We start from the raw sequence: 20,155 nt of genomic DNA on the forward strand, positions 1-20,155 counted from the left end.
ACGCTGACCAGGACGATCAGAGAAAGCAGCAATGATCGATAGCGACCGATAGTCGTCCCCCGCGGACCCAGGACGCCCTCGATCGAGCCTGAGCGGCAGGTCAGCAACCCGCGCCGCTCAGGCGCCTTCTGCTTAAACGTCTAATGCCGTCCCAAAGGGGCCGAGTAGACAAGCGGCGGCGGGCGGTACGGCCGGGCCGAAATGCCGAAATTCTGCCCGTACTGCTGCTGAACCGCCGGTATGTTGATAACGCCGACACGGATGTCCGGCGATCGCGCGTCGATCGGCGCCTGATTCGTGACCGGAGGATTGACCTTGTTGACCTCGCCCATCAAGCGTTTGTTGAGATCGTCATAGCCGCCTTTGGCATTGCCGGCGTTGCCGGCATTGCCGCGGACGACGCTGTTGTTTCCTGATCCCTGCTGCGGCCCGAGGTCGAGAGCCGGCGGCAAATTATTCCGCTGCGGATCGACGCTTACGGGCGGAAGGGACATCGGCGGCTCGTCGGTCTGAGCCACGGCGACTCCCGCCACGGCAACGGCCGTCAAATTGATAAGCAATAATAGGCGCATCCCAATCACCTGCTCGACAGTTACGATAGCGGCACCCCATCAATATAGTGCACAGATTGCAAAAGCGTATGTCTTGCGCAGGGATGCGATTCAAATTCTACGCGCTTCGGCCGCTCCCAGTAAACCGTTTGTCGAAACGATACCCAATCAACATCTTCGGCAAGATCAACCCCAGGGTGATCGCAAGCGTGATCAGGAAGGCATTGATTCCATCTGCAAGCGTTGCCTGCAGCAAACTCGGGGAAACGTCACCCCCGCTCGCGACGAGTTCGAGGAGCCCATCCGCCATCCGGAACAGGAACGCGCCCGGGATCAGCGAAACCACCGATGCAAAGGCAAGCCCCGCATAGGGCAACCTGAGACGTTCTGCCACAGGCGTGGTGATCGCTCCGACAATGAGGCAGGCGATAAAGGCGCCGCCCGCCAGGCCAACGCCGGCCTTGGCCAAGAGCGCCCAATGCACGCCATGGGCGAACATCCCGATCAGGATCGGGACCGACAGCATCCGCCATGGCATGGAGAAAAAGGTACCATAGGCGGCCACCGCCGCACCCGCAGCGATCACGTCATAGATCAAAGGGACCGGCGGCGACGGCGCCGATGCCGGCAGGTTGGTCCCGCCGAACGACAATCCGGCGAGCAGGCCGATGCAGATCGCGAAGATGATCAGGCTCGCATAGACCACCCGGCAGATCCCGAGCGCCAGGCGTCCACGCGCAAGGTCGATCGTGCCGTTGAGGACGTGCGGGCCCGGCACCAGCACCATGCAGGGACAGACCGCGACCAGCCGCTGCAGGCTGGAGGAGAACTGGAGATCGACGACCAGCGCGCCGATCGCGCCGGCGAGCAGCGCAGCGGCGAGCGGCTGGGCGAACGGGTTATGGCTCCATCCAGCAATCCAGCGGCGCAGGCAGGCGCCGAGGCCGGCGCTGACAGCGATGACGATCAGGCTGGCCAGGTGGGCGGCGCCGAAGATGATGCCGAGCGCAGCGGCGCCGATGGCGGCGAAGGATGCGAAGCGAATGAGCGAGACGGGCGGGTGGGCCTGCACCTGCGCTAGCGCGGACCGCAGCGGTTCTGGCGCGGAGGGGTGATCGCAGAAATCGTCAATCAACGCGGTTGCGGCAGCGACCTTTCCCATCTCGATGCCGACCGGCCTCGCTTCGACGGTCGTGCTCGCCGCTCCGCCGCCATTCTCGATCGCGACGGTCACTTCGTCCCAGCGCAGAAGGACCCGCGCAGAAAAGCCGAGCGCTGTCGCCAGCCGCTCGACACATTCGGTCGTGCGCTCGGTCGTCTGGCCGTTCGCGAACAGCAATGTCGCAACCGTCACCAGCAGATCGAGCGCGCGCGCCGGATCGAGGTCCGGGCTTCGAGCGGCGGCAGCCATGTCAGCCGGCTGGCTCATTGCATCAACGAAATCCGGATCTTCGATCGAACGCGCATCTGAAGAGCGATACCGCCCGCCTCGCACCTGATCTTTCCGATTTCCATAGCCGTTTTCCGAATGGCCCGATGATGACCGCGAGGCCGCTCGGCGAAGCATAGATCATGATCCGATTAGACAGAATCGGATCATGATCTCAGCTCTCTGTTTGAGCATGATCTCCGCGCAAACGCTTCGCGTTTGTCGCGAAAACCGGTTCCACTTTTCCGGATCATGCTCTAGCGCCGCTCAAATGATCCGCCACGATTGTGGCATTTCGGCAAAAGGCGTGCGTCGCGGAAATATTTCCCCGCATCCTCGGCATAGCTTGGCACGCTCGCCGCGAAGCGAGTGCATTTCGCACCTCATCGTTCATCACGTCAGGGAGAAATTCATATCCGACAGCCATCTAAGGCAGCCTATCCGCGGCGCCAAAGGCGCAACCGATCCGGGTCCCCGCAACGCCCTGCTCGACAACCAGAACCCCGATATCCTCACGCCGCCGGAAACCGACAACGGCTCGCTCCCGAATCTCAAATTCTCCTTCGGCATGGCCCACAATCGCCTCGAGGACGGCGGCTGGGCACGCGAGGTGACAGTGCGCGAACTGCCGGTCGCCAAATCGATGGCCGGCGTCAACATGCGCCTCGATTCGGGCGTGGTGCGCGAACTGCATTGGCACAAGGAAGCGGAGTGGGCCTACATTCTGCAGGGCAATGTCCGGCTGACCGTCGTCGACGAGGACCGCAATGTCGCGGTCTGATCCGCGATCAGCTTGCACCTGCAACCAGGCGCAACATTGGCCGGCTGGCGCGCGCCCGCCGACGCCCGCCGATCACGCCTGAGCGAGAGCCTTCTCGCGGCTTGCAATCAGCGCCCGCAACGGCTCTGCTACGGCGACCGAGCCATGGGTCCGCTGGTCCGTGCATACCCACACGATTTCGCCGGCGGAGCGGAGATCGTCGCTGCCCTTGGCGAAAATTGCGAGCGCAAGCGTGATCGAGGATCGGCCGATCCTGGCGACCCGCACGCACACATCGACCTCCTCGTCGAACCGGATCGGCGCCTTGTATTCGACGACCGACCTCACAAGGTGGAAATCGACGCCGGTCCTTGCGACCTCGCCGAGATAGTCATAGCCGAGTGCGCGAAAATACTCGGTGATCGCCGTGTCGAAATAAGTCAGGTAGTGCGCGTTGAACACCACAGCCTGCGCATCGACCTCGGAATAGCGCACCCGAAACGGATGATGGAACCAGAAATCCTGGCGCATGCTTCCTCCTTCCACGAAGTATCGTCCATCCTCTGATATCACGATCGCGACGGATGTGAGCTGCCCGTGGACAATCTGCCCGTGATGGCTCTGGCGTGGCCGTCCCTTGAGTCCTGGAAGCAGCATGCACTCGCACCCCGCGGCAGAGACATGGCGTCTCCGCGCCGCGGGACGGTGCGGGCATGATCATTGACTGTTCGGTCGCTATATGCTACACGCTGTAACGTTATCATGGGTCGCAATACGATGGAAGATGATCTGCCGGAGCTCGGCGAGCTCGAACGAGAGGTGATGCAGCTCGTCTGGGCTCATGCGCCTATCACCGCGGAAGCGGTGCGCGAGCGGCTGGATAGGCCGTTAAAGGAATCCACCGTCCGCACGGTGCTGCGCAGGCTGGAGGAGAAGGGCTTCATCACGCACGACGTCGAGGGGCGAACATTTCTGTTTCGTCCCGTTCAGGATCGCCGGAAGGTGGCGGCGAAGGCGGTCCGGCGCATCGCCGACTGGTTCTGCAACGGCTCGATCGAAGATGTGCTCGTTGGCATCGTCGACGCCAAGATGCTGAACAAGAAACAACTCGAGCAGCTATCGAAGAAGATTGGACAGGCAAAGAACGAGAGGAAGTAATGTTGGCAATCCTTGAAGCCGCGATCCGCTCGTCCGTCCTGATCGTGGCGATCTGGATCGGATTGAAGGCGCTGCGCATCTTTAATCCGCATATCCTGATGTCGACATGGCGGCTGGTGCTGATCGCCTCTCTTGCATCCCCTCTTATGGTCGGCCGGCCGATGTTCACTGTCGGGACTGACGTCCCACCAGCTCTCCTCATCCTGACGGGAGATATGTCGATCTCCTCCCTCGCTTCCGATCTTGCTCCCGCTTCCGTCGGGCCGCATGGCACGATATCGCAGCACTTCGATTGGCGTTTGCTTGCCACCTCGATCTATCTCTTGGTTGCCGGCTGGCTCCTGCTGCGACTGGCGGTTGGCACCGCGCTCGGTTGGCGGCTGCAAATATCGGCCGATCCGGTTTACGAGGATTGGACTGCAGGCAAGGACGTGCGCTCGAGCCCTGCGATCAAGGCACCCGGGACATTCGGCTCGACCATCCTCCTGCCCAAGCACTACGGCACCTGGGATGTCCTGGACCGGCGCGCAATCATGGTCCACGAGGAATCGCATGTGCGTCGAGGCGATTTCTATTTTGTGCTGCTGGCGACAATCAACAGAGCTGTGTTTTGGTTCAATCCGCTAGCGTGGTGGCTCAACAGCCGGATCATCTACCTGGCGGAGGTCAGAAGCGACGCTGCGGCGATCGAGGACATCGAAGATCGCATACGCTATGCTGAGCTTCTCGTCCGGCTGGGACGTGGACCAAGCGGTTCGACCAACCTGGCGATGGCGAGAGCGGAGACCGTCGCGCGGCGGGTTGAACAGCTCCTGGCGGAAACGCGGTTGCCGAGAAAGATCGACTGGAAGGCGCGCGCGGCGATCATCGCCTGTGTCCTGCCGCTGGTGGCAGTCTCGTCCGGCGTAGTGGCCCAGGCCCCGTCCCCTCCAACCGCGGATAATAGTGCGATGACGCCCGATCCCGACACGATCGCCAAGCGCAAGGCCGAGCAGGAACAGCCGCGCACCGAGGTTCCGATCGATGCAAAGTTGCTCAACAACTACGTAGGCTATTATCAGCTAGCGAGGCTGATCTTCACGGTCACGCGGCAAGGCGATCAACTCTTCACGCAAATCACTGGCCAGCAGCCGGTGCAAGTCTATCCCGAAAGCGCCAGCAAATTCTTCGCCAAGGTCGTGCATGCCCAGATTTCCTTTGTGACCGACCCGCAGGGACAGGTAACTGCGCTCGTGCTGCATCAGAACGGTCACGAGCAAGTGGCAAAACGGATCGACAAGGCTGAAGCCGATAAAATGGTGGAGCAGCTCACGAAGCGAATAAAGGACGGCACTGCCCAACCGGGCAGCGAGGCGGCGCTGCGTCGCACGATCGAAGCCATTCGGGCCGCGCAGCCGAACTACGACGCAATGACGCCGGAATTGGCAGCCGCGACCCGTCAGCAACTGACTGGGCTCCAGCGCGGCCTGGAACAATTGGGACAATTGCAATCGATCTCCTTCAGGGGAGTGGGTAACAGCGGCTGGGATGTGTACGAGGCCAAATATGCCAATGGCCTATCGATCTGGAGGATTACGCTGGCGCCGAACGGAAAGATCGCAGGACTCTTGGTCCAGGGCGGACCGTAGCGACGTAGTCCACCACACAAATGGCGTCGGCGGGCTAGCCTTCGCTAATCCGCCAACGACCTTCTCATTATTCCGGAATGCGCGAACGGCCTAGCTCGCGCGCCGCGATGGTTGTTCGTCTGCCCGAGAACGGGACACCTTGTCGCCCTCGATCGCCATCGCCTGCAACGTGTTCCGGTCGACCTTGCTCAGCGCATTGCGCGGCAAGGCGTCGAGCACGATGAGATGCTCAGGCACTTTGTAGGCGGCAAGCCTGGTCGCCACGTCGCTGAGGATGCCCGGAACGACTTTCTCGCTCTTTCCCTTTGCGAGCGAGATGAAACCGATCACGCGCTGTCCGAGCACGGCGTCCGGCACACCGACCACGGCCGCTTCCTTGACGGAAGGAAGGGCGGCGACCGCCTGCTCGATTTCGATAGGCGAGATGTTGGTGCCGCCGCGAATGATGATGTCCTTCTTGCGCGCGACGAACAGGAGTTCGCGCTGCCCCTCTCGCCGCACCAGGTCGCCGGTGCGATACCAGCCGTCCTTCAGGCTGTCCGCCGTCGCCCTCAAATCGTTCCAGTAGCCGACGAACAGATTCGGACCGCGGACCAGGAGCTCGCCGGGCTCGCCATCGACGACATCGTTGCCATCGTCGTCGACCACCCGGACTTCCGCCGGCCTCGTGATCCTCATTACGGGACCGGGCCGCAGAGCGTAGCCGAGATTGCCGACGGCTTCCGTCGCCGCCCAGACGTTATAGAGCGGAGCACCGAAAGCGGCCGTGACCTGTTGCTGCAGCTCCACCGGACAGGAATCGCCTCCGGTCAGGCAATAGCGCAGCGACTTCAGGTTGCGCGGCCGGGCGCGCTGGCGCTCAAGCAGCGCGGCATATTGAGCGGGAAAACCGATTTGCAAGGTACAACGGTACTTCTCGATCGCATCGAGCACGGTGTCGGCGTCGAAGCTCTCGATCAGCACGAACGGAGTGCCGCTATAGATACACACCGAGAAAACGGCAGTCCCGCTCATATGCGCCAGGGGCAAGGGCATGGCGATGCCGTCCTGTCCCGCAAGTTCCCAATTGTTCCTCATGAGGTCCACCGATTCCGCCAGGCTGGACGCGGTGTGAATGACGAACTTGGGTTCGCCGGTCGTGCCTGACGTGGTGATGAGCACCGCAGGTCGATTGTAAGCAATTGGCGGAACAGGCCGGCAGGACGCTCAATTGCGCGTGACCTTTGCGATCGCAGCGCAAGCCGTGCCGCCAAGCGGCGGAGGCGCTTTGCGCAACTCGCGCCAGCGATCCCCCTTTCTTGCTCCCGAGAATCTGCCATAGTAACGACAATGTGCTCCGCCCTCACCATGCTGACCCCGCCGCGGATTACAACCGAAGCGTTCACGGACGCCGCTGCAGCGGTTGCCCGCCTGGAAGAGATTTACGAACGTAATACCGGCTTCCTGCGGGAACACTTCGAGGCCTACGCCAATGGCGGGCCGCTCGCGGCGCGCGTGCGCGCCAACTATCCGTTCGTGCGCATTGCGACCTCGACCTATGTGCGGGTCGATTCGCGCCTCGCTTACGGCTTCGTCGCAAGGCCGGGGGTGTATGAAACCACGGTGACGAGACCGGACCTGTTCCGCACCTACCTCACCGAGCAGATCGCACGATTGATCGACAATCATGGCGTACCGGTGGAAGTCGGCGAGTCGAACGAGCCGATCCCGATTCATTTCGCCTATCGTCGCGACATCAACATCGAAGCCGCACTCACTCCCGGCGACAAATCGAACGTGATGCGATCGCTGCGCGATCTCTTCGATGTGCCTGACCTGGCCGCCATCGACGACGCGATCGCCAATGACACGCTCGAGCTTGCGCCCGGCGCTCCCGAGCCGCTGGCGTTGTTCCGCGCGGCGCGCATCGATTATTCGTTGCGCCGGCTTTATCACTACACCGGCACGGATCCGGAGCACTTCCAGAACTTCGTGATCTTCACCAACTACCAGTTCTACATCGATGCGTTCGCCGAGTTGAGCCAGAAGCGTCTGGCTTCAGGCCAGATCGGCCCAGACGCCTTCGTCGGCCCGGGGAACGTGATCACGCGCAATACGCGCCTTGGCGGCGGTACGACCGGGATCGCTCCGGAGCGCATGCCGCAGATGCCGGCCTTTCATTCGGTCGAGGCCGGCTATCGGGGCATCACCCTGATCAACATCGGGACCGGTCCGTCCAATGCACGGAACATCACCGACCATGTCGCGGTGCTGCGGCCGCACGCCTGGTTGATGCTGGGACACTGCGCCGGTCTCAGGAATACGCAGCGGCTCGGAGACTACGTGCTCGCGCATGGCTATGTGCGCGAGGATCACGTGCTCGACCATGAGCTGCCGCTTTGGGTGCCGATACCGGCGCTGGCCGAGATGCAGGTCGCGCTCGAGGAAGCGGTGGGTGAAGTGACCGGGCTCGAAGGCTTCGAACTGAAACGGTTGATGCGCACGGGAACGGTCGCAAGCGTGGACAATCGCAACTGGGAGATCGGCGATCGCTCGGTCATTCGGCGTCTGTCGCAATCGCGCGCGATCGCCCTCGACATGGAATCGGCGGCGATCGCCGCCAACGGCTTTCGTTTCCGCGTTCCCTACGGCACGCTGCTGTGCGTGTCGGACAAGCCTCTCCATGGCGAGATCAAACTCGCGGGCATGGCAAGCGAGTTCTATCGGCAGCGCGTCGGCCAGCATCTTGAGATCGGCCTGAAGGCGCTCGAGAGATTGCGGGAGCAACAATTGGAGCGCCTGCATTCGCGCAAGCTCCGGAGTTTCGCCGAGGTCGCGTTTCAGTAACGCGTTAGATTTCGCGCCGCTTGTCCACGTCATCAAGCTTCAACCCACCAGGAATGTCTCCAGCTTCTCGCAGAAGAAATCCGGAACCTCCTCGGCAACGAAATGACCGCTATCCTCCGCGACGACACTCGTGAGATCGGCAGCCTGACCGCGCAAGGATTCGGCGAGCTTGTCGCCGACGCCATAACGCCCGGTGATGGTCATCACAGGTGGCGTCAGCTTGCGTCCGCGCAACGCCTCGGCGAACCGCGCATCCTGGCGCAGCGCTCGATAGTAGTTGAACCCGGCTGTCATTCCGCCGGGGCGGGCGTAATGATAGGCGAACTCTGATTTGGCATCCTCGGAAATGGCCATCTTGTTGTGCGACCAGGCCCGAATCTGCGCGCGGATGTAGTCGCGCTCTCGACCCATGGTCAGCATCTCCGGAAACTCCGACGCCATGTGAAATCCATAGTGCCAGGCTCCACCGCGCAGGGCGTCCAAATTCTCGGTTCCCGGAAGCAGGCAGTCGACGAGTACCAGCCTGGAAACGGCTTGCGGGTAAAGGTGGGCGAGGACATAGGCCGCCTTGCCGCCCATATCGTGACCGACCACGTGGGCTGGAGCGGGTCCCAAGTGAGCGATCAATGCGCGTATGTCCTCGGCAATCGTCTGCTTGTCGTATCCAGCGTCGGTGCGTTCCGATAATCCGGACCCACGCAGGTCAGCCGCAACCACGGTGAACTTCCTGGCCAGTCGCGGCATGATGCCGCGCCAAGCAAACCAAGTCTCGGGCCACCCGTGCAGCAAAACGAGGACAGGGCCGGATCCCATGGCAACGTAGTGCATGCGGATGCCATTCACATCGACGAAACGACTAGACATCCCGGCCGGTATCTTAGTGGGCTCCGCGCTATCGAGCTTCTCTTGAGCAGAGACGGACCGCAGTCCCGTCGCGGCCGCGCCCGCGAGCAGTATCTGTGATCCTCCGAACAACAGCGATCGCCGGTCGAGCTCCATCGTGCACCTCATCTTGGCCGAGTTCTTGCGCGGAATGTTCATCATGGACCGCACCGCGTCTATCCGCTATGAGCGAATGATCTGCATAACCAGGTGTTATGAATGGATCTGACCGCCGCCCTTCGTGCTTTCGTGCGCACTGTCGAGCGCGGCTCCATCACCGCCGCTGCCCGTGACCTGGGCGTCTCACAGCCCGCGGTGAGCAAGCTGTTGCGTAACCTTGAGCAGCACGCCGGTGCGCGCCTGCTCGAGCGGACCGCGCGCGCGGTGCGCCCAACCCCGCAAGGCCTGATGCTCTATGAAGCAGGCGGAACCTCTCTGGCAGCCATCGATGCGGCGGTGGAGATGGTACGCCGTGATATGGGCGAAGTCGGTGGCAAGCTGCGCATTCACGGCCCTGTCTGCCTTGGTGAAAGCCATCTGCACCGCATCGTCATGGACTTCCAAAAGCAGCACCCGACCGTATCGATCGACCTCACGCTGGAAAACAGGGCGGCCGACCTCGTGCATGAAGACATTGACCTGGCGGTTCGCATCGGACGCCCGATGGACCAAAGTACCGTCCTGCGCAAGGTGGGCCTCATCAAGCGCATCCTGGTTGCGACACCTGAGTACATAGCAGAGCATGGACCGGTCCGGCGCTGCCAGGCACTGACGGACCATGCGCTCGTTGTCACTGACGCGGTGCTATCTCGTCGAGGAACACTGACGCTCTCCAACGGCGCCAGAACCATCGAAGTGCCAGTCCAGCCCGTGCTGAAGACCAACAACGCACGGGTCCTTATTGCGGCCTTGCTGGCGGGCCGCGGCCTGGGTCCGGTACAGCTTCCATTGGTGACGGAAGAACTGCGTGCGCGACGTCTGGTGCAGGTGCTGCCGCAGTACGAGATTCGAGCGAGCGAACTCTACGTCGCTTATCCGACGTCGCGCTTCCTAAGACCTGCAGTGCGCGCCTTCATCGACTTCGTGGTACCCGCGCTGCGCGCTGTCGAGGGTATCACGTGAGCGCGCTCTTCCCATGAAGGCGGCTGAAAAGGGGAGCGAGGGAGGTTTTCCGCGGAATGTCGGCCGATCCTTCTTGGTGCTTCCCTCGCTGCGCCGAGTGGCGGTGAGAGATTCTCACCGACAGCGGCACATGGGATGCGGAGGAACATCCACCTCCGGCCTGAGTTACAGTCGCAGAGGGAACGCAGCGTGGCCCTTTCTCCTGCCGAGGACTGATCATGACGGGCGGACGAGCGCAGATCAGCGACGTCAACATCGGTCCGCATCATCTCGCCGGCATACTGGACGCGCCCGAGGGCGCGACTGCCATCGTGATCTTCGCGCATGGCAGCGGCAGCGGCCGCAACAGCCCGCGCAACAATCAGGTGGCCGCGGGCTTGCGCGAGGCTGGTTTTGCCACCCTGCTGCTCGATCTCCTCAGCGAGCAGGAAGACCGCAACCGCGGCAACGTTTTCGATATCGGTCTGCTGGCGTCACGCCTCGCCGAGGCCTCGGACTGGGTTCGTGCCAGGCCCGAATTCGCAACCCTTCCCGTCGGCTATTTCGGCGCAAGCACGGGGGCCGCGGCCGCACTTGTCGCCGCCGCCGAACGACAGAATGTCGGCGCAGTGGTCTCGCGCGGCGGACGGCCCGATCTCGCCGGCGAGGCGCTGCGCGCCGTCACCGCGCCGACGCTGTTGATCGTGGGCGGCGCCGACCTGCCGGTCATTCCGCTCAACCGAGCGGCCTTCGCCGCGCTTTCCTGCGAGAAGGATTTGGTCGTCGTGCCGCGAGCCAGTCATTTGTTTGAAGAGCCCGGCGCGCTCGAGGAGGTCATCGAGCATGCCAAACGCTGGTTCCGCCGTTTCCTGTCATCGCCGCTGACGGGAACCTGCGACGAGCGCATTTTCGCCGACCGGCGCGAGGCCGGACGCCGGCTCGTGCCGACGCTCATGAAGTTCAAGAACGACAACCCGGTGGTGCTGGCACTGCCGCGCGGCGGCGTGCCGGTCGCATTCGAGGTCGCGCAGGCGCTGAACGCGCCGCTCGATGTCGTGCTGGTACGCAAGATCGGTGCGCCCGGTCATCAAGAGCTCGGACTCGGCGCGGTGGTCGACGGTCCCAAGCCGCAGGTGGTGATGAACGACGAGATCGTTCGCGCCATCGAGCCTGGCGCGGGCTATCTCAAGGCGGAGACATCCCGCCAGCTCGCCGAGATCGAGCGGCGGCGGCGCCTCTATCGCGACAGCGAGCCACCCGTCGACATTGCCGGCCGCACCGTGATCGTGATCGACGACGGCATCGCGACCGGTGGAACGATGAGGGCCGTGCTCAAGGCGCTCTCCAGGGCAGGTGCGCGCCGGCTCGTGCTCGCGGTGCCGGTCGCTCCGACCGAAACGCTTGTGAGCCTGAAGGCGGAGGCGGACGACATCATTTGCCTGATGACTCCTGAGTCGTTCTTCGCAGTCGGCATGCACTACCGGGATTTCAACCAGATCTCGGATCGGGAAGTGGTGGAGCTGCTGCGCCGCGCCAAGGGAAATGGCGGCCGTGCGTGAGCGTCCGTATCGGGCGTGCCGTCAAGTTCAGGAAAGGTGCGCCCTATCGAACCGGTGGTCTCTCCAGGATATCCTCCATCCCGTCGTGTGGACGCGGGATGACATGTGTGGAAACGACCTTTCCGATCTGGCTCGCAGCCGCCGCGCCGGCATCGACGGCGGCCTTCACCGCTCCAACGTCACCCTGCACGATGATCGATATGAGCCCGCCGCCAGGCTGCTGCCGGGTGACGAGCTTGACATTGGCCGCCTTGACCATGGCGTCGGCGGCCTGGATGGCGGCCACCAATCCTCGCGTCTCGACCAAACCAAGAGCCTGCAACGCCATGGCTTACTCCTTCTGCAAGCGTCCGAGCGAAAAGCGGACTTCGTCGCGCCGTCCTACCGGGACCGAGAAGCGGCGGAATCCGATGCGATGAAGCTCGACCAGCAGTTCAGGCGGCACTGTGCTGCCCTCAATCCCTAAGGAAGCGCCCCGCTCTGCAGCCATGGCGGCTGCCGACAGCAGGTTCGCCACATAGGGCGGAAGGCGCCGGAAAGGATTCGCTCGAATGAGCTTTTCGTTCGCGTACTGGTCCAGCACATCCAACGATTGCTGCACTTCAATCGGGAGACCACACACCGTGCGGACGATATCCCCGGCGTCGACCCAGATCGGCGCGCCGGTCTCCGTGATCTGAACGATGTCGTCAAGCGCCATCACGTTCTGGATCATGGCGCCCGCACGCAGCCCCGCCTGTTCGGCTTCGCGCTGGAAAGTCGCAAATTCCGAGCAAGCTGAGATGCCGCCGATCAGCACGGCAGCGCCTTCGTGCCTGGCCCTTTCTGCCGCGGCCGATATTCCCAGCAGAATCGCGCGCAGATAGGTCATGGAGCCGAGAGGCAGGAAGAAGCCCGGCGGCAGCTCCTGCCAATTCTCGATCAAGCGCCGCGCGCGGTCCGAGCTCACGCGGGGCAGCCGAAACTGCAGCACGCGTCCCGAAGCTCCCGCAAGCGCCGGGGCACAGGCCTCGCACACGATCGCACGGATCTCCTCCGCTATGCCGCGCGGCGGATTAGGCGGACCGGCGGCAACCGTCAATTCGACAAATCGGCCGATGCGGCCATTCGCAATGATGAGGTCGGTCACGCTGACGACGCTGCCGCTCGGGACACCCGCCTCAGTCGATTCGATCAGTTCGTCGCTCGATTTGGGCGAGATCCAGACCGACGCTTCGGACCTCTCATCCGCCCATTCAAGAATGCGCCTGAGGGCGGGCAGGCCCGCGCCGGCAGCCTTCAGCTTGACCGCACCCGCAAACACCTTTCCGGTGCTTCCATCCATCGAGACTTGATCGCCCTCATGGTAGGTCCGGCCGGCGATCGAGAACGTCTTGCGCTTGAGGTCGATATCGATGGCGTCGCAACCGACAATGCAGGGCCGGTCGAGCGCGCGGGAAACCACGGCGGCATGACTGAGCGCCCCGCCTCGCGCAGTGATGATCCCGCCCGCGGCAAGCATTCCCCTGATGTCCTGCGGGCTCGTCGTCGGACGCAGGAGAATGACGGCCTCACCGGCCAAGGCCCTGTCGGCCGCGCGATCGGCGTCAAGGATAACGGCCCCGTGGGCGTGTCCTGGCGACGACCCGAGTCCCTGCGTCAGCAAGGCGGCCTTTGCGAGATCCGCCTCGTCGAAAGACGGTCGCGACACCTTTCTGACCTGCTCAGACGTAATCCGCGCCAGCGCCGCCTGTCTCTCAATGACTCCTTCCGCAACCAGATCCTCCGCTATCCTGATAGCGGCGGCCGCGGTTCGCTTCGCTGGTCTCACCTGCAGGAAATATAGCTGTCCGGATTCGACCGTGAATTCGATGTCCACGGCATCCGCATAGAGCCGTTCGAGTGTCTCACTGTGCCGCTCGAAGGCTTGCCGCAGGCCGGCGTCAAGCGCGCTCGCTTCGGACAGATCGATCGGCGTATGCGTTCCAGATACCAGGTCTTCTCCCTGCCGGCCGATGAGATACTCGCCATAAAGGGCTTTGTTGCCATCGTTCGGATTGCGGGTGAACGCCACGCCAGACCCGGAGTTTTCATCCGCATTTCCGAAGACCATGGCCTGAACCGTCACCGCGGTGCCGAGATCATCGGAGATTCCATGGTGCTTCCGGTAAGCCTTCGCCCGCGCGCTATCCCAGGACCGGAAGACGGCTTCCACGGCTTGCTCGAGTTGCCGGCACGGATCGGCGCTCGCCGTCTCACCTGCCGATTCAATCTGATCGAGAATGCAGCGTTCCAGGTTCTCGAAGGAGGCAAGCGTGAGATCGTTCCGCGCCATAGACTCCGCGTCTTTCACGGACTGCATCAGCTCGGATGGATCGATCCCCAACACGATGTCGGCGAACATCCGCCAGAACCGCAGCCAGGTGTCGAGCGCAAAGCCGCTTCCTCCGGGACCGCCCGCGAGCGCGAACGCCGACGCGGATGTCAGCCCGAGATTGAGAACGGTATCCATCATTCCGGGCATGCTGACCGGCGCCCCAGAGCGGACCGAGACGAGCAAGGGATGAACTCTGCCGGCAAATGAACGGCCAGACTGGTTTTCCAGAGCGCGGATCGCATCGTGGATCTCGGATAGGAGGCGTTGGTCGATCTTTCCGCCATTGGTCCGAAACTGATGGAAGCCATCGACGCCAATGACGAACGCGGGAGGAATGGGTATTCCCGCACGCGCCATCTTTGCCAGCCCGCTTGCCTTGCCTCCGAACCGCAGCGCGTCCTCGACGTCCCTGTCCGTCACTTCCCGAACGAAGCTGTCATCCATCACATTCGCCATCACACGCAATTGCATCATGTATCCCGTGGGCGCCCAATGACCGAGAGGATATCCTCGTGGAATTCGAACCAGATATTGTGAACGGAGTCGATCGTCGGCTTGCAGACGAAATCCTTCTCGCCGTGGTCGACCCTGGCGACGCTGTTGCCGAACCGGCTGACGTAGTTCTCATATCTGGGAATCAGCGGAATGAGCTCCTGCAGGTTCTTGGTCAGGCGCTCCACCGTCCTGATCAGACGCGATTGAATGCGTTCGTCGCCGTCGGCTGATTGCCACTCGCTCACCTGCTTGATGAACTGTTCGTTGACGGTCTCGAAGCGCTCGTACCATGCAAGAACGACCTGGTTGGAACGCATCGCCTCATAGGCTGTCCGGTAATAGTCGTGGACCGCACTCGTCCCCTCCGGCAAGAGCAGGTGCCTTCCGTCGGCGATCATTAAGAAGTCGGTGCCGGCTGCCGCGCCAAGCACCGATTCGACTGTCGAAACGTCGAGCCCGACCGCATCTGCGATTTCCTCGGCGGTTGCCATCTTCTTCAGATGGACGCCATTGAGCACGATAAAGTCTTGTTCGTTGAGATCTTTCATTACCTGTCCGGTCGACTGCGAAGGACGAACGAGGCAAAGCGCGCCTCGCCCGTCCCTGTGCTTTGAGCGCTATTTCCAGAAATACTTCGATCTGGTCAGGCTCACATTATCAGGGAAGGGAAGATATCCCTCGCCCGAGAAGATCTTCTGCGGCACCGTCGCCTGCGCAAAGCCACGTTTCACGATGTCATAGTAGTAGTTCGATATGCGCTGGTCGATCTCCCAGAACTCGTAGTCCTTGCAGGCTTTGTCGTAGGTCCCGGCCAGGCGAAGATGCGGCAGGATCATGTCGATATAGTACACGTACAGCCCGTTGGTGATCAGCGTGCGCCGCGACATGCGGGCGAACTTCGTATAGAGCTTGAATGTCGCCTGCTGGATTCCCTCAAGCCGCTTCTCCAGCTCGGAGATCTTGACGGGATATACCTCACCCATCGGCGTGTCCCATTTCTCGCGAACAAAGACCGCGCCGCCGATGATGTGCTCGATGTAGTTCTTCGGACGCGTGAACGTGGTGGAGATGTCGTTCACCCGGATCTCCGAGAGACCCATCTTGTCCGGATCGATCACGAGGCACAGCGAGTAGCAGTGCGGCACGTTCTCGTGGTCGCAGACGTCGCTCCAGTCATAGACCTCCTCGTTGGTGAAGAGGTCGCGGATGATCATGATCTTGCCGTCCGGAAGCTCGTAGGGACCGGTATCGCCCAGTCCCAGGCGGCAATCATAGTGATCCAGGAACGAAAGCAGTTCCGCGGCCGCATTGAACCGCACCAGCGCATCATGCGTGTCGCTGCCCGGGTCGAAATACTCGATCTGCCCGGTCAGTTGGTCCAGGATATCCTTCTCATGGATTCGGCAGCGATAGCGATCCTGGGAGTTCAGGATATAGCCGTCCTGGCGCTTGCCCCAGAGAATGCGCTGCATGAACTTGAGGATGATGTTGCTTTCGCGGACGTAATCCTGCGGCTGAATGGCCTCCAGCGCGAGCAGGCCGCAGCGCCCCATTCCGAAACCGACCGCGCCGATGCACCAGTCGTGGACGCAGTTCACCTTGGTGCCGATCTCTCGTCTCGCCGTCGCCCCGATATTCATGACGCCTTGCGCGCCGATCTCGTTGGTCGTCATCTCCAGGATTTCCGGCCAGCGATAGAATTCGTGCATGAAGGCCAAGATCTCGTATTCCTGACGAGGTATCATGCCCGAGACACCTTCGGTGGCGCGCATCACCAGCACGTCCCAGATGTTCCAGGCGAGATAGTTGTTCAAATCATTCAGCTCGTCGACCGTGAACTGGTCCCTGAGCACGTCTTCCTTGCTTACCTTCTCCAGCACCTTGCTCTTGGCGCGCTGTCGCAGGATCTTATCGCCCAGGATGCCGTCGGGCACGGGGTCCATACCCCTAAAATTGCCCTGATACACCAGATCCTGAAATCGCAGACCGTCGTCGGCCGACTTGTAGCGGTCCTTGTAGGTAGACATCCGTTTCCTCCTCGACTGAGATTTGTTTATTGGGCAGTCAGGCGATGACAGCGACGCGCCCCGTTTCCCTGTCTTCGCAATGCAACTGCACCTTCTTGCCTTCGAGTGCCTTGATGATCGCTGCGAAGTGGGCATCGTTGTTGCCGCCGGTGACGTAGCGGGACTCGCTGCCGGTGAGGTAGGCCGTCATGACGCAAGGCATCTGGAATTCGCGGGACAGGATTCCGAGATGAGATTCCGGCGCACCGGACATCGTGATCACGCCGATGGAGCCCAAGCTCAGCGCCGGCGCAAGGAAGGTCGTCGTTCCACCCTGGACCAGCAGGATGTGCTCTTTCAGCTTTCCGCTCTGGATCAGCGCAATGACGGACTTCGGGTCTGGAAGATACTTCACGATTCCGGACGGCGTTTTCTTGGTCTCGAAGCTGTTGTACCCTTCCGCGATATAGCTCATTAAACTCCTCCCTCTGTTGCTATCGTTGGAAACCCGGTCATCGCAGCGCTGGTCGGCCACCGCCCTGCAGACGGCGTAAACTGGCCAGAAGAATCTTGTCGACGGCGCCGCTGCCCACCGGAGCGCCGACATTCTCTTCCTCGCGAGGTCTGTCGATGCCGCAGCTCACGCGTTGATCGAGCATGGCGGTTGCCGCCATCCTCCGCCGCCTGCGCTCAGCCGCGGCATCGGCCACATCGTTGTCCTGGCAACCGCAGCTACAGCCGGAGCAAGGGGTAATCGAACCTGCCTCAGCGGCGGGCGCAATCGAGCAGCTACTCGAGGCAAAGCCCCCGGGCAGAAGGTGCGCAACGAGCTCCTGCGGCCACACCGCAACGAACTCCGCTCCGGCCGCGAGCAACTGCTGTTCGGCATGCATCCCCCAGGCGACGCCGATGGCCCTTATCCCGCATTCGACCGCATGCCTGATATCGCCGACAGTATCGGTGATCAGGGCGATCTGGTCGGCGCTCGGCGCTTCCGGCTCGTGGCCTTCGCGATAGGCCGGCGAGCAATTCCTGTTGACCATGTACGACCGGTCGGACAGGAAACGTCTCACGCATGCACGCTTGTCCTGTTCGACGTCGCCGCCGAAGACGTGCGAGAAGCAGTGCGTGAGGTTTTCCCGATCCAGGATGCGCCGGATCGTCGCCACGGAATTCGACGAGATGACCGCAAGGGAGCAGCTTCCGGCGAACGCGCGTATGACGTCGGCCATCCCCGGCACGAGGTCGGGATTGTATTCACGCTGCAGCAGTTCGAGAAAATGTTGGGCGGCTTCGTTGGCCCGTCTGTCGTCGCCGCAATGCTTCTGCAAGCCATGAAACATGTTGTCTTCGAGCAGACGAAAGAACTCGGCCTGCGTGTTGATGCCGAGCGCAAGCGCCGCGTTCGTCTTCGCAAACACACGCCATGAGGCTTCCCTGGTCTGGACCAGCGTTCCGTCGAGATCGAAAAGGACGGCCCGCACGCTCATGGCAATGCCGCCACGCCAGCACGAACCCGCGTCGCGGGTTCGGAATTCAACGCGGTGAGCTGCGGCATCTCGAAGAAGTCCTGGATTTCCCCGTAGCCGGTGAGGCTGTCGCAGGTCCATTGCGCCAGCGCATTGAACGACACCATGTTGGGCCAGCATTGCCAGGGAAAGCTGGTCAATCCCTTGCCGCGCAACCTCCATTCCCGATCGCTGCTATCGACAAGGACGAGATCGACCTCGTCCGCGTAGCGGTCGCGCGATCTCTTCGTCGTGCCGTGCGCGGCCTTCAGTCCGAAGACCCTGCCCTTCTCTACGACGTAGCCATGGGCGAGCGACAATTCGCGCCCGTTGGTCTTTGGGTCGAAGCTGAAGATGGCGTGAAAGGCCAGATCCCGCGAGAAGTGCGCGTGCAGCCAGCTCATGTTGGGTGCGCCGCGCTCGGGACGAGGGCCCCAGCTATGATCCATCGTTGAGATACAATCGATCGGGAACGATTTGCCGCGGACCGCGACTTTGCCCTTGAAATGTCCGGTCTGGTCGAAATGACCGTTGTAGGCCGTACCCCACGCAAATTTGCGCCCTGTTCAGCCTCCTTCAGCGCCTTCGCCTTCATCGGGTCCATGACGGGATCATGGATATCAAAGGGAAGCATGATCGACCGATACTCGACATCGATCGTCGTTCCCTCGCCATCGTCGTATCCAATGTGCCAGTCCATGTTCGGGCGGAGGCACTTGATGCGCAGCGAGTTCTCGAGCGAGAAATCGCTGAGGTCACGCGGTTCGGGGATTGGGATCGAGGCCCGCAGATCGCAGAAGTCCGCCTCCCAGGGCGTGTTGGCAAATCCCGAATTCATGCAGATCGTGGAGCTGACGATCCCAAGATTTGGACGAAACAGGGCATAGACGCCCACATTTAGCGTGGCCTCAGCATTGAAGAAGCCGAAGAAGTTGGTCTCCGCCCAGTTCGGGACGCCAGCGTCCGCTTTGTGGAAATGGACGTCTTCGTCTTGGATCATTTTTGTTTCTCCCTAGCAGGCGCTCTTGGCGGCGCCTTCTGCGAGCACCGTCATCTTCTTCATTTAGTGAAGGCGTTGCCATGGTCCCGCAAGATAAATCGCCCGGCGTCTTTTTATCCGCCCGGGAGAATGACGCTCAGGACGATGCGCTCCTACAATCCGGAAAACGACGGCGATTGAACGCTGGCGATATCGATCTAGGGAGTGTGGTATGGAAATCGGGCGTGTGGTCGGGACGGTGGTTTCGACAATCAAGTCGTCCGGCCTGAACTCCTACAAGTTGCTTATCGTAACGCCTCTCGCTTTTGGCGAGGAGCCGGCGGCTGCCCAAGGAGCTGCCCAAGCCGCCAAGAATTACGTCGCGATTGATCTGGTAGGCGCCGGCGAGGGCGAGGTCGTGCTCGTCACGACCGGAAGCGCCGCGCGCGTCCTGGACGCCACTGAGGTTCCGACCGACGCCGCCATCATCGCGGTCATCGATACCGTCCAGATCGGCAGCCGCAATGCCTATTCGAAAGCCTGACCGGCAAAGGCGCCTGTCGAGACACCGCACTCAACCCAAGCAACGAGGAGAAACACAGATGAACAACACGCCGACAACGGGTCAGCCGAGAGGCGCTCTGGGCCTGATCGAGACCAAGGGCCTTGTGGGCGCCATCGAGGCGGCCGACGCGATGGTCAAGGCAGCCAATGTGAGGCTGATCGGGCGCGAGCAGATCGGCGGCGGGCTCGTGACCGTCATGGTCAGAGGCGACGTCGGCGCCGTGAAGGCCGCCACCGATGCAGGCGCGGCAGCCGCGGGCAAGGTCGGCGAAGTGGTTTCCGTTCACGTCATTCCGCGGCCGCATGAGGACGTGGAGGGAATCCTCGGCAAGGGGTGAGCGCATCGTCAGTTT

The 20,155-nt window shown here is 62.0% G+C and carries 20 protein-coding genes and 1 pseudogene; 8 read left to right on the forward strand and 13 right to left on the reverse strand.

Annotation, left to right across the window (positions count from 1 at the left end; all coding sequences use genetic code 11):
* Window positions 1–140: 140 nt before the first annotated feature.
* Complete coding sequence (locus CWO89_RS47595) at window positions 141–518, reverse strand: hypothetical protein (protein WP_245475729.1); 378 nt, start codon at window positions 516–518, stop codon at window positions 141–143.
* Window positions 519–669: 151 nt separating this feature from the next.
* Complete coding sequence (locus CWO89_RS05210) at window positions 670–1,980, reverse strand: threonine/serine exporter family protein (protein WP_245475731.1); 1,311 nt, start codon at window positions 1,978–1,980, stop codon at window positions 670–672.
* 346 nt (window positions 1,981–2,326) lie between these two features.
* Between CWO89_RS05210 and CWO89_RS05215 the strand changes: the two genes are divergently transcribed.
* A complete protein-coding gene (locus CWO89_RS05215) occupies window positions 2,327–2,761 on the forward strand; it encodes a cupin domain-containing protein (RefSeq protein ID WP_283813502.1) in 435 nt (144 codons plus the stop codon).
* Window positions 2,762–2,833: 72 nt separating this feature from the next.
* Here CWO89_RS05215 and CWO89_RS05220 read toward each other — a convergent pair whose 3' ends face one another.
* Window positions 2,834–3,271 (reverse strand): acyl-CoA thioesterase, encoded by a 438-nt coding sequence (locus CWO89_RS05220; RefSeq protein ID WP_130577572.1) that lies wholly within the window; start codon window positions 3,269–3,271, stop codon window positions 2,834–2,836.
* Between the two features lie 231 nt (window positions 3,272–3,502).
* Between CWO89_RS05220 and CWO89_RS05225 the strand changes: the two genes are divergently transcribed.
* The gene (locus CWO89_RS05225) at window positions 3,503–3,898 is read left to right on the forward strand and encodes a BlaI/MecI/CopY family transcriptional regulator (RefSeq protein ID WP_245475732.1); all 396 of its coding nucleotides are present in this window, start codon (window positions 3,503–3,505) and stop codon (window positions 3,896–3,898) included.
* The gene (locus CWO89_RS05230) at window positions 3,898–5,526 is read left to right on the forward strand and encodes a M56 family metallopeptidase (protein ID WP_130577573.1); all 1,629 of its coding nucleotides are present in this window, start codon (window positions 3,898–3,900) and stop codon (window positions 5,524–5,526) included. The genes CWO89_RS05225 and CWO89_RS05230 overlap by 1 nt, the downstream gene beginning before the upstream one ends.
* A 90-nt stretch (window positions 5,527–5,616) precedes the next feature.
* Here the strand turns inward: CWO89_RS05230 and CWO89_RS05235 are convergent, their stop codons facing one another.
* On the reverse strand, window positions 5,617–6,708 hold the full coding sequence (locus CWO89_RS05235; protein ID WP_283813503.1) for a class I adenylate-forming enzyme family protein: 1,092 nt from the start codon (window positions 6,706–6,708) through the stop codon (window positions 5,617–5,619).
* Between the two features lie 165 nt (window positions 6,709–6,873).
* Here CWO89_RS05235 and CWO89_RS05240 point away from each other — a divergent pair, with 165 nt between their 5' ends.
* Window positions 6,874–8,352: an AMP nucleosidase gene (locus CWO89_RS05240; RefSeq protein ID WP_130577597.1), complete on the forward strand. Its 1,479-nt coding sequence runs from the start codon at window positions 6,874–6,876 to the stop codon at window positions 8,350–8,352.
* A gap of 39 nt (window positions 8,353–8,391) precedes the next feature.
* Here CWO89_RS05240 and CWO89_RS05245 read toward each other — a convergent pair whose 3' ends face one another.
* Entirely contained in the window at window positions 8,392–9,396 is a 1,005-nt protein-coding gene (locus CWO89_RS05245) for an alpha/beta fold hydrolase (protein ID WP_245475734.1), read from the reverse strand.
* A 57-nt stretch (window positions 9,397–9,453) separates the two neighbouring features.
* Here CWO89_RS05245 and CWO89_RS05250 point away from each other — a divergent pair, with 57 nt between their 5' ends.
* Window positions 9,454–10,356 carry a LysR family transcriptional regulator gene (locus tag CWO89_RS05250; RefSeq protein WP_130577575.1) on the forward strand — a complete coding sequence of 301 codons (903 nt, stop codon included), beginning with the start codon at window positions 9,454–9,456 and terminating at the stop codon, window positions 10,354–10,356.
* 218 nt (window positions 10,357–10,574) lie between these two features.
* Window positions 10,575–11,894: a phosphoribosyltransferase family protein gene (locus CWO89_RS49070; protein ID WP_349644862.1), complete on the forward strand. Its 1,320-nt coding sequence runs from the start codon at window positions 10,575–10,577 to the stop codon at window positions 11,892–11,894.
* Between the two features lie 43 nt (window positions 11,895–11,937).
* On the opposite strand, the gene CWO89_RS05265 is transcribed toward CWO89_RS49070, so the two are convergent.
* The 8 genes and pseudogenes from CWO89_RS05265 to CWO89_RS46825 form a co-directional block, all read right to left on the reverse strand.
* Window positions 11,938–12,222: a BMC domain-containing protein gene (locus CWO89_RS05265; RefSeq protein WP_130577576.1), complete on the reverse strand. Its 285-nt coding sequence runs from the start codon at window positions 12,220–12,222 to the stop codon at window positions 11,938–11,940.
* A gap of 3 nt (window positions 12,223–12,225) precedes the next feature.
* Window positions 12,226–14,721: a pyruvate, phosphate dikinase gene (locus CWO89_RS05270; protein WP_165421011.1), complete on the reverse strand. Its 2,496-nt coding sequence runs from the start codon at window positions 14,719–14,721 to the stop codon at window positions 12,226–12,228.
* On the reverse strand, window positions 14,721–15,293 hold the full coding sequence (locus CWO89_RS05275; protein WP_130577578.1) for a hypothetical protein: 573 nt from the start codon (window positions 15,291–15,293) through the stop codon (window positions 14,721–14,723). Before CWO89_RS05275 ends, CWO89_RS05270 begins: the two co-directional genes overlap by 1 nt.
* Before the next feature lie 69 nt (window positions 15,294–15,362).
* The gene (locus CWO89_RS05280) at window positions 15,363–16,772 is read right to left on the reverse strand and encodes a hypothetical protein (RefSeq protein ID WP_130577579.1); all 1,410 of its coding nucleotides are present in this window, start codon (window positions 16,770–16,772) and stop codon (window positions 15,363–15,365) included.
* 37 nt (window positions 16,773–16,809) lie between these two features.
* Entirely contained in the window at window positions 16,810–17,226 is a 417-nt protein-coding gene (locus CWO89_RS05285) for a PEP-utilizing enzyme (RefSeq protein ID WP_130577580.1), read from the reverse strand.
* A gap of 37 nt (window positions 17,227–17,263) precedes the next feature.
* Complete coding sequence (locus tag CWO89_RS05290; protein WP_207234400.1) at window positions 17,264–18,241, reverse strand: HAD family hydrolase; 978 nt, start codon at window positions 18,239–18,241, stop codon at window positions 17,264–17,266.
* A pseudogene (locus CWO89_RS46820) lies at window positions 18,238–18,732 on the reverse strand (DUF7064 domain-containing protein); the annotation flags it as partial. The gene CWO89_RS05290 and the pseudogene CWO89_RS46820, both read right to left, overlap by 4 nt.
* Window positions 18,660–19,259 carry a hypothetical protein gene (locus tag CWO89_RS46825; RefSeq protein WP_207234402.1) on the reverse strand — a complete coding sequence of 200 codons (600 nt, stop codon included), beginning with the start codon at window positions 19,257–19,259 and terminating at the stop codon, window positions 18,660–18,662. The gene CWO89_RS46825 and the pseudogene CWO89_RS46820, both read right to left, overlap by 73 nt.
* A 211-nt stretch (window positions 19,260–19,470) precedes the next feature.
* Here CWO89_RS46825 and CWO89_RS05300 point away from each other — a divergent pair, with 211 nt between their 5' ends.
* Together CWO89_RS05300 and CWO89_RS05305 are read left to right on the forward strand one after the other, a co-directional pair.
* Entirely contained in the window at window positions 19,471–19,782 is a 312-nt protein-coding gene (locus CWO89_RS05300) for a EutN/CcmL family microcompartment protein (protein ID WP_130577582.1), read from the forward strand.
* Window positions 19,783–19,840: 58 nt separating this feature from the next.
* Window positions 19,841–20,140, forward strand: coding sequence for a BMC domain-containing protein (locus CWO89_RS05305; RefSeq protein ID WP_130577583.1), 300 nt, complete (start codon window positions 19,841–19,843; stop codon window positions 20,138–20,140).
* Window positions 20,141–20,155: the final 15 nt, after the last annotated feature.

It is taken from the genome of Bradyrhizobium sp. Leo170, from assembly GCF_004296405.1.
In the GTDB taxonomy this organism is placed as follows: Bacteria; Pseudomonadota; Alphaproteobacteria; order Rhizobiales; family Xanthobacteraceae; genus Bradyrhizobium.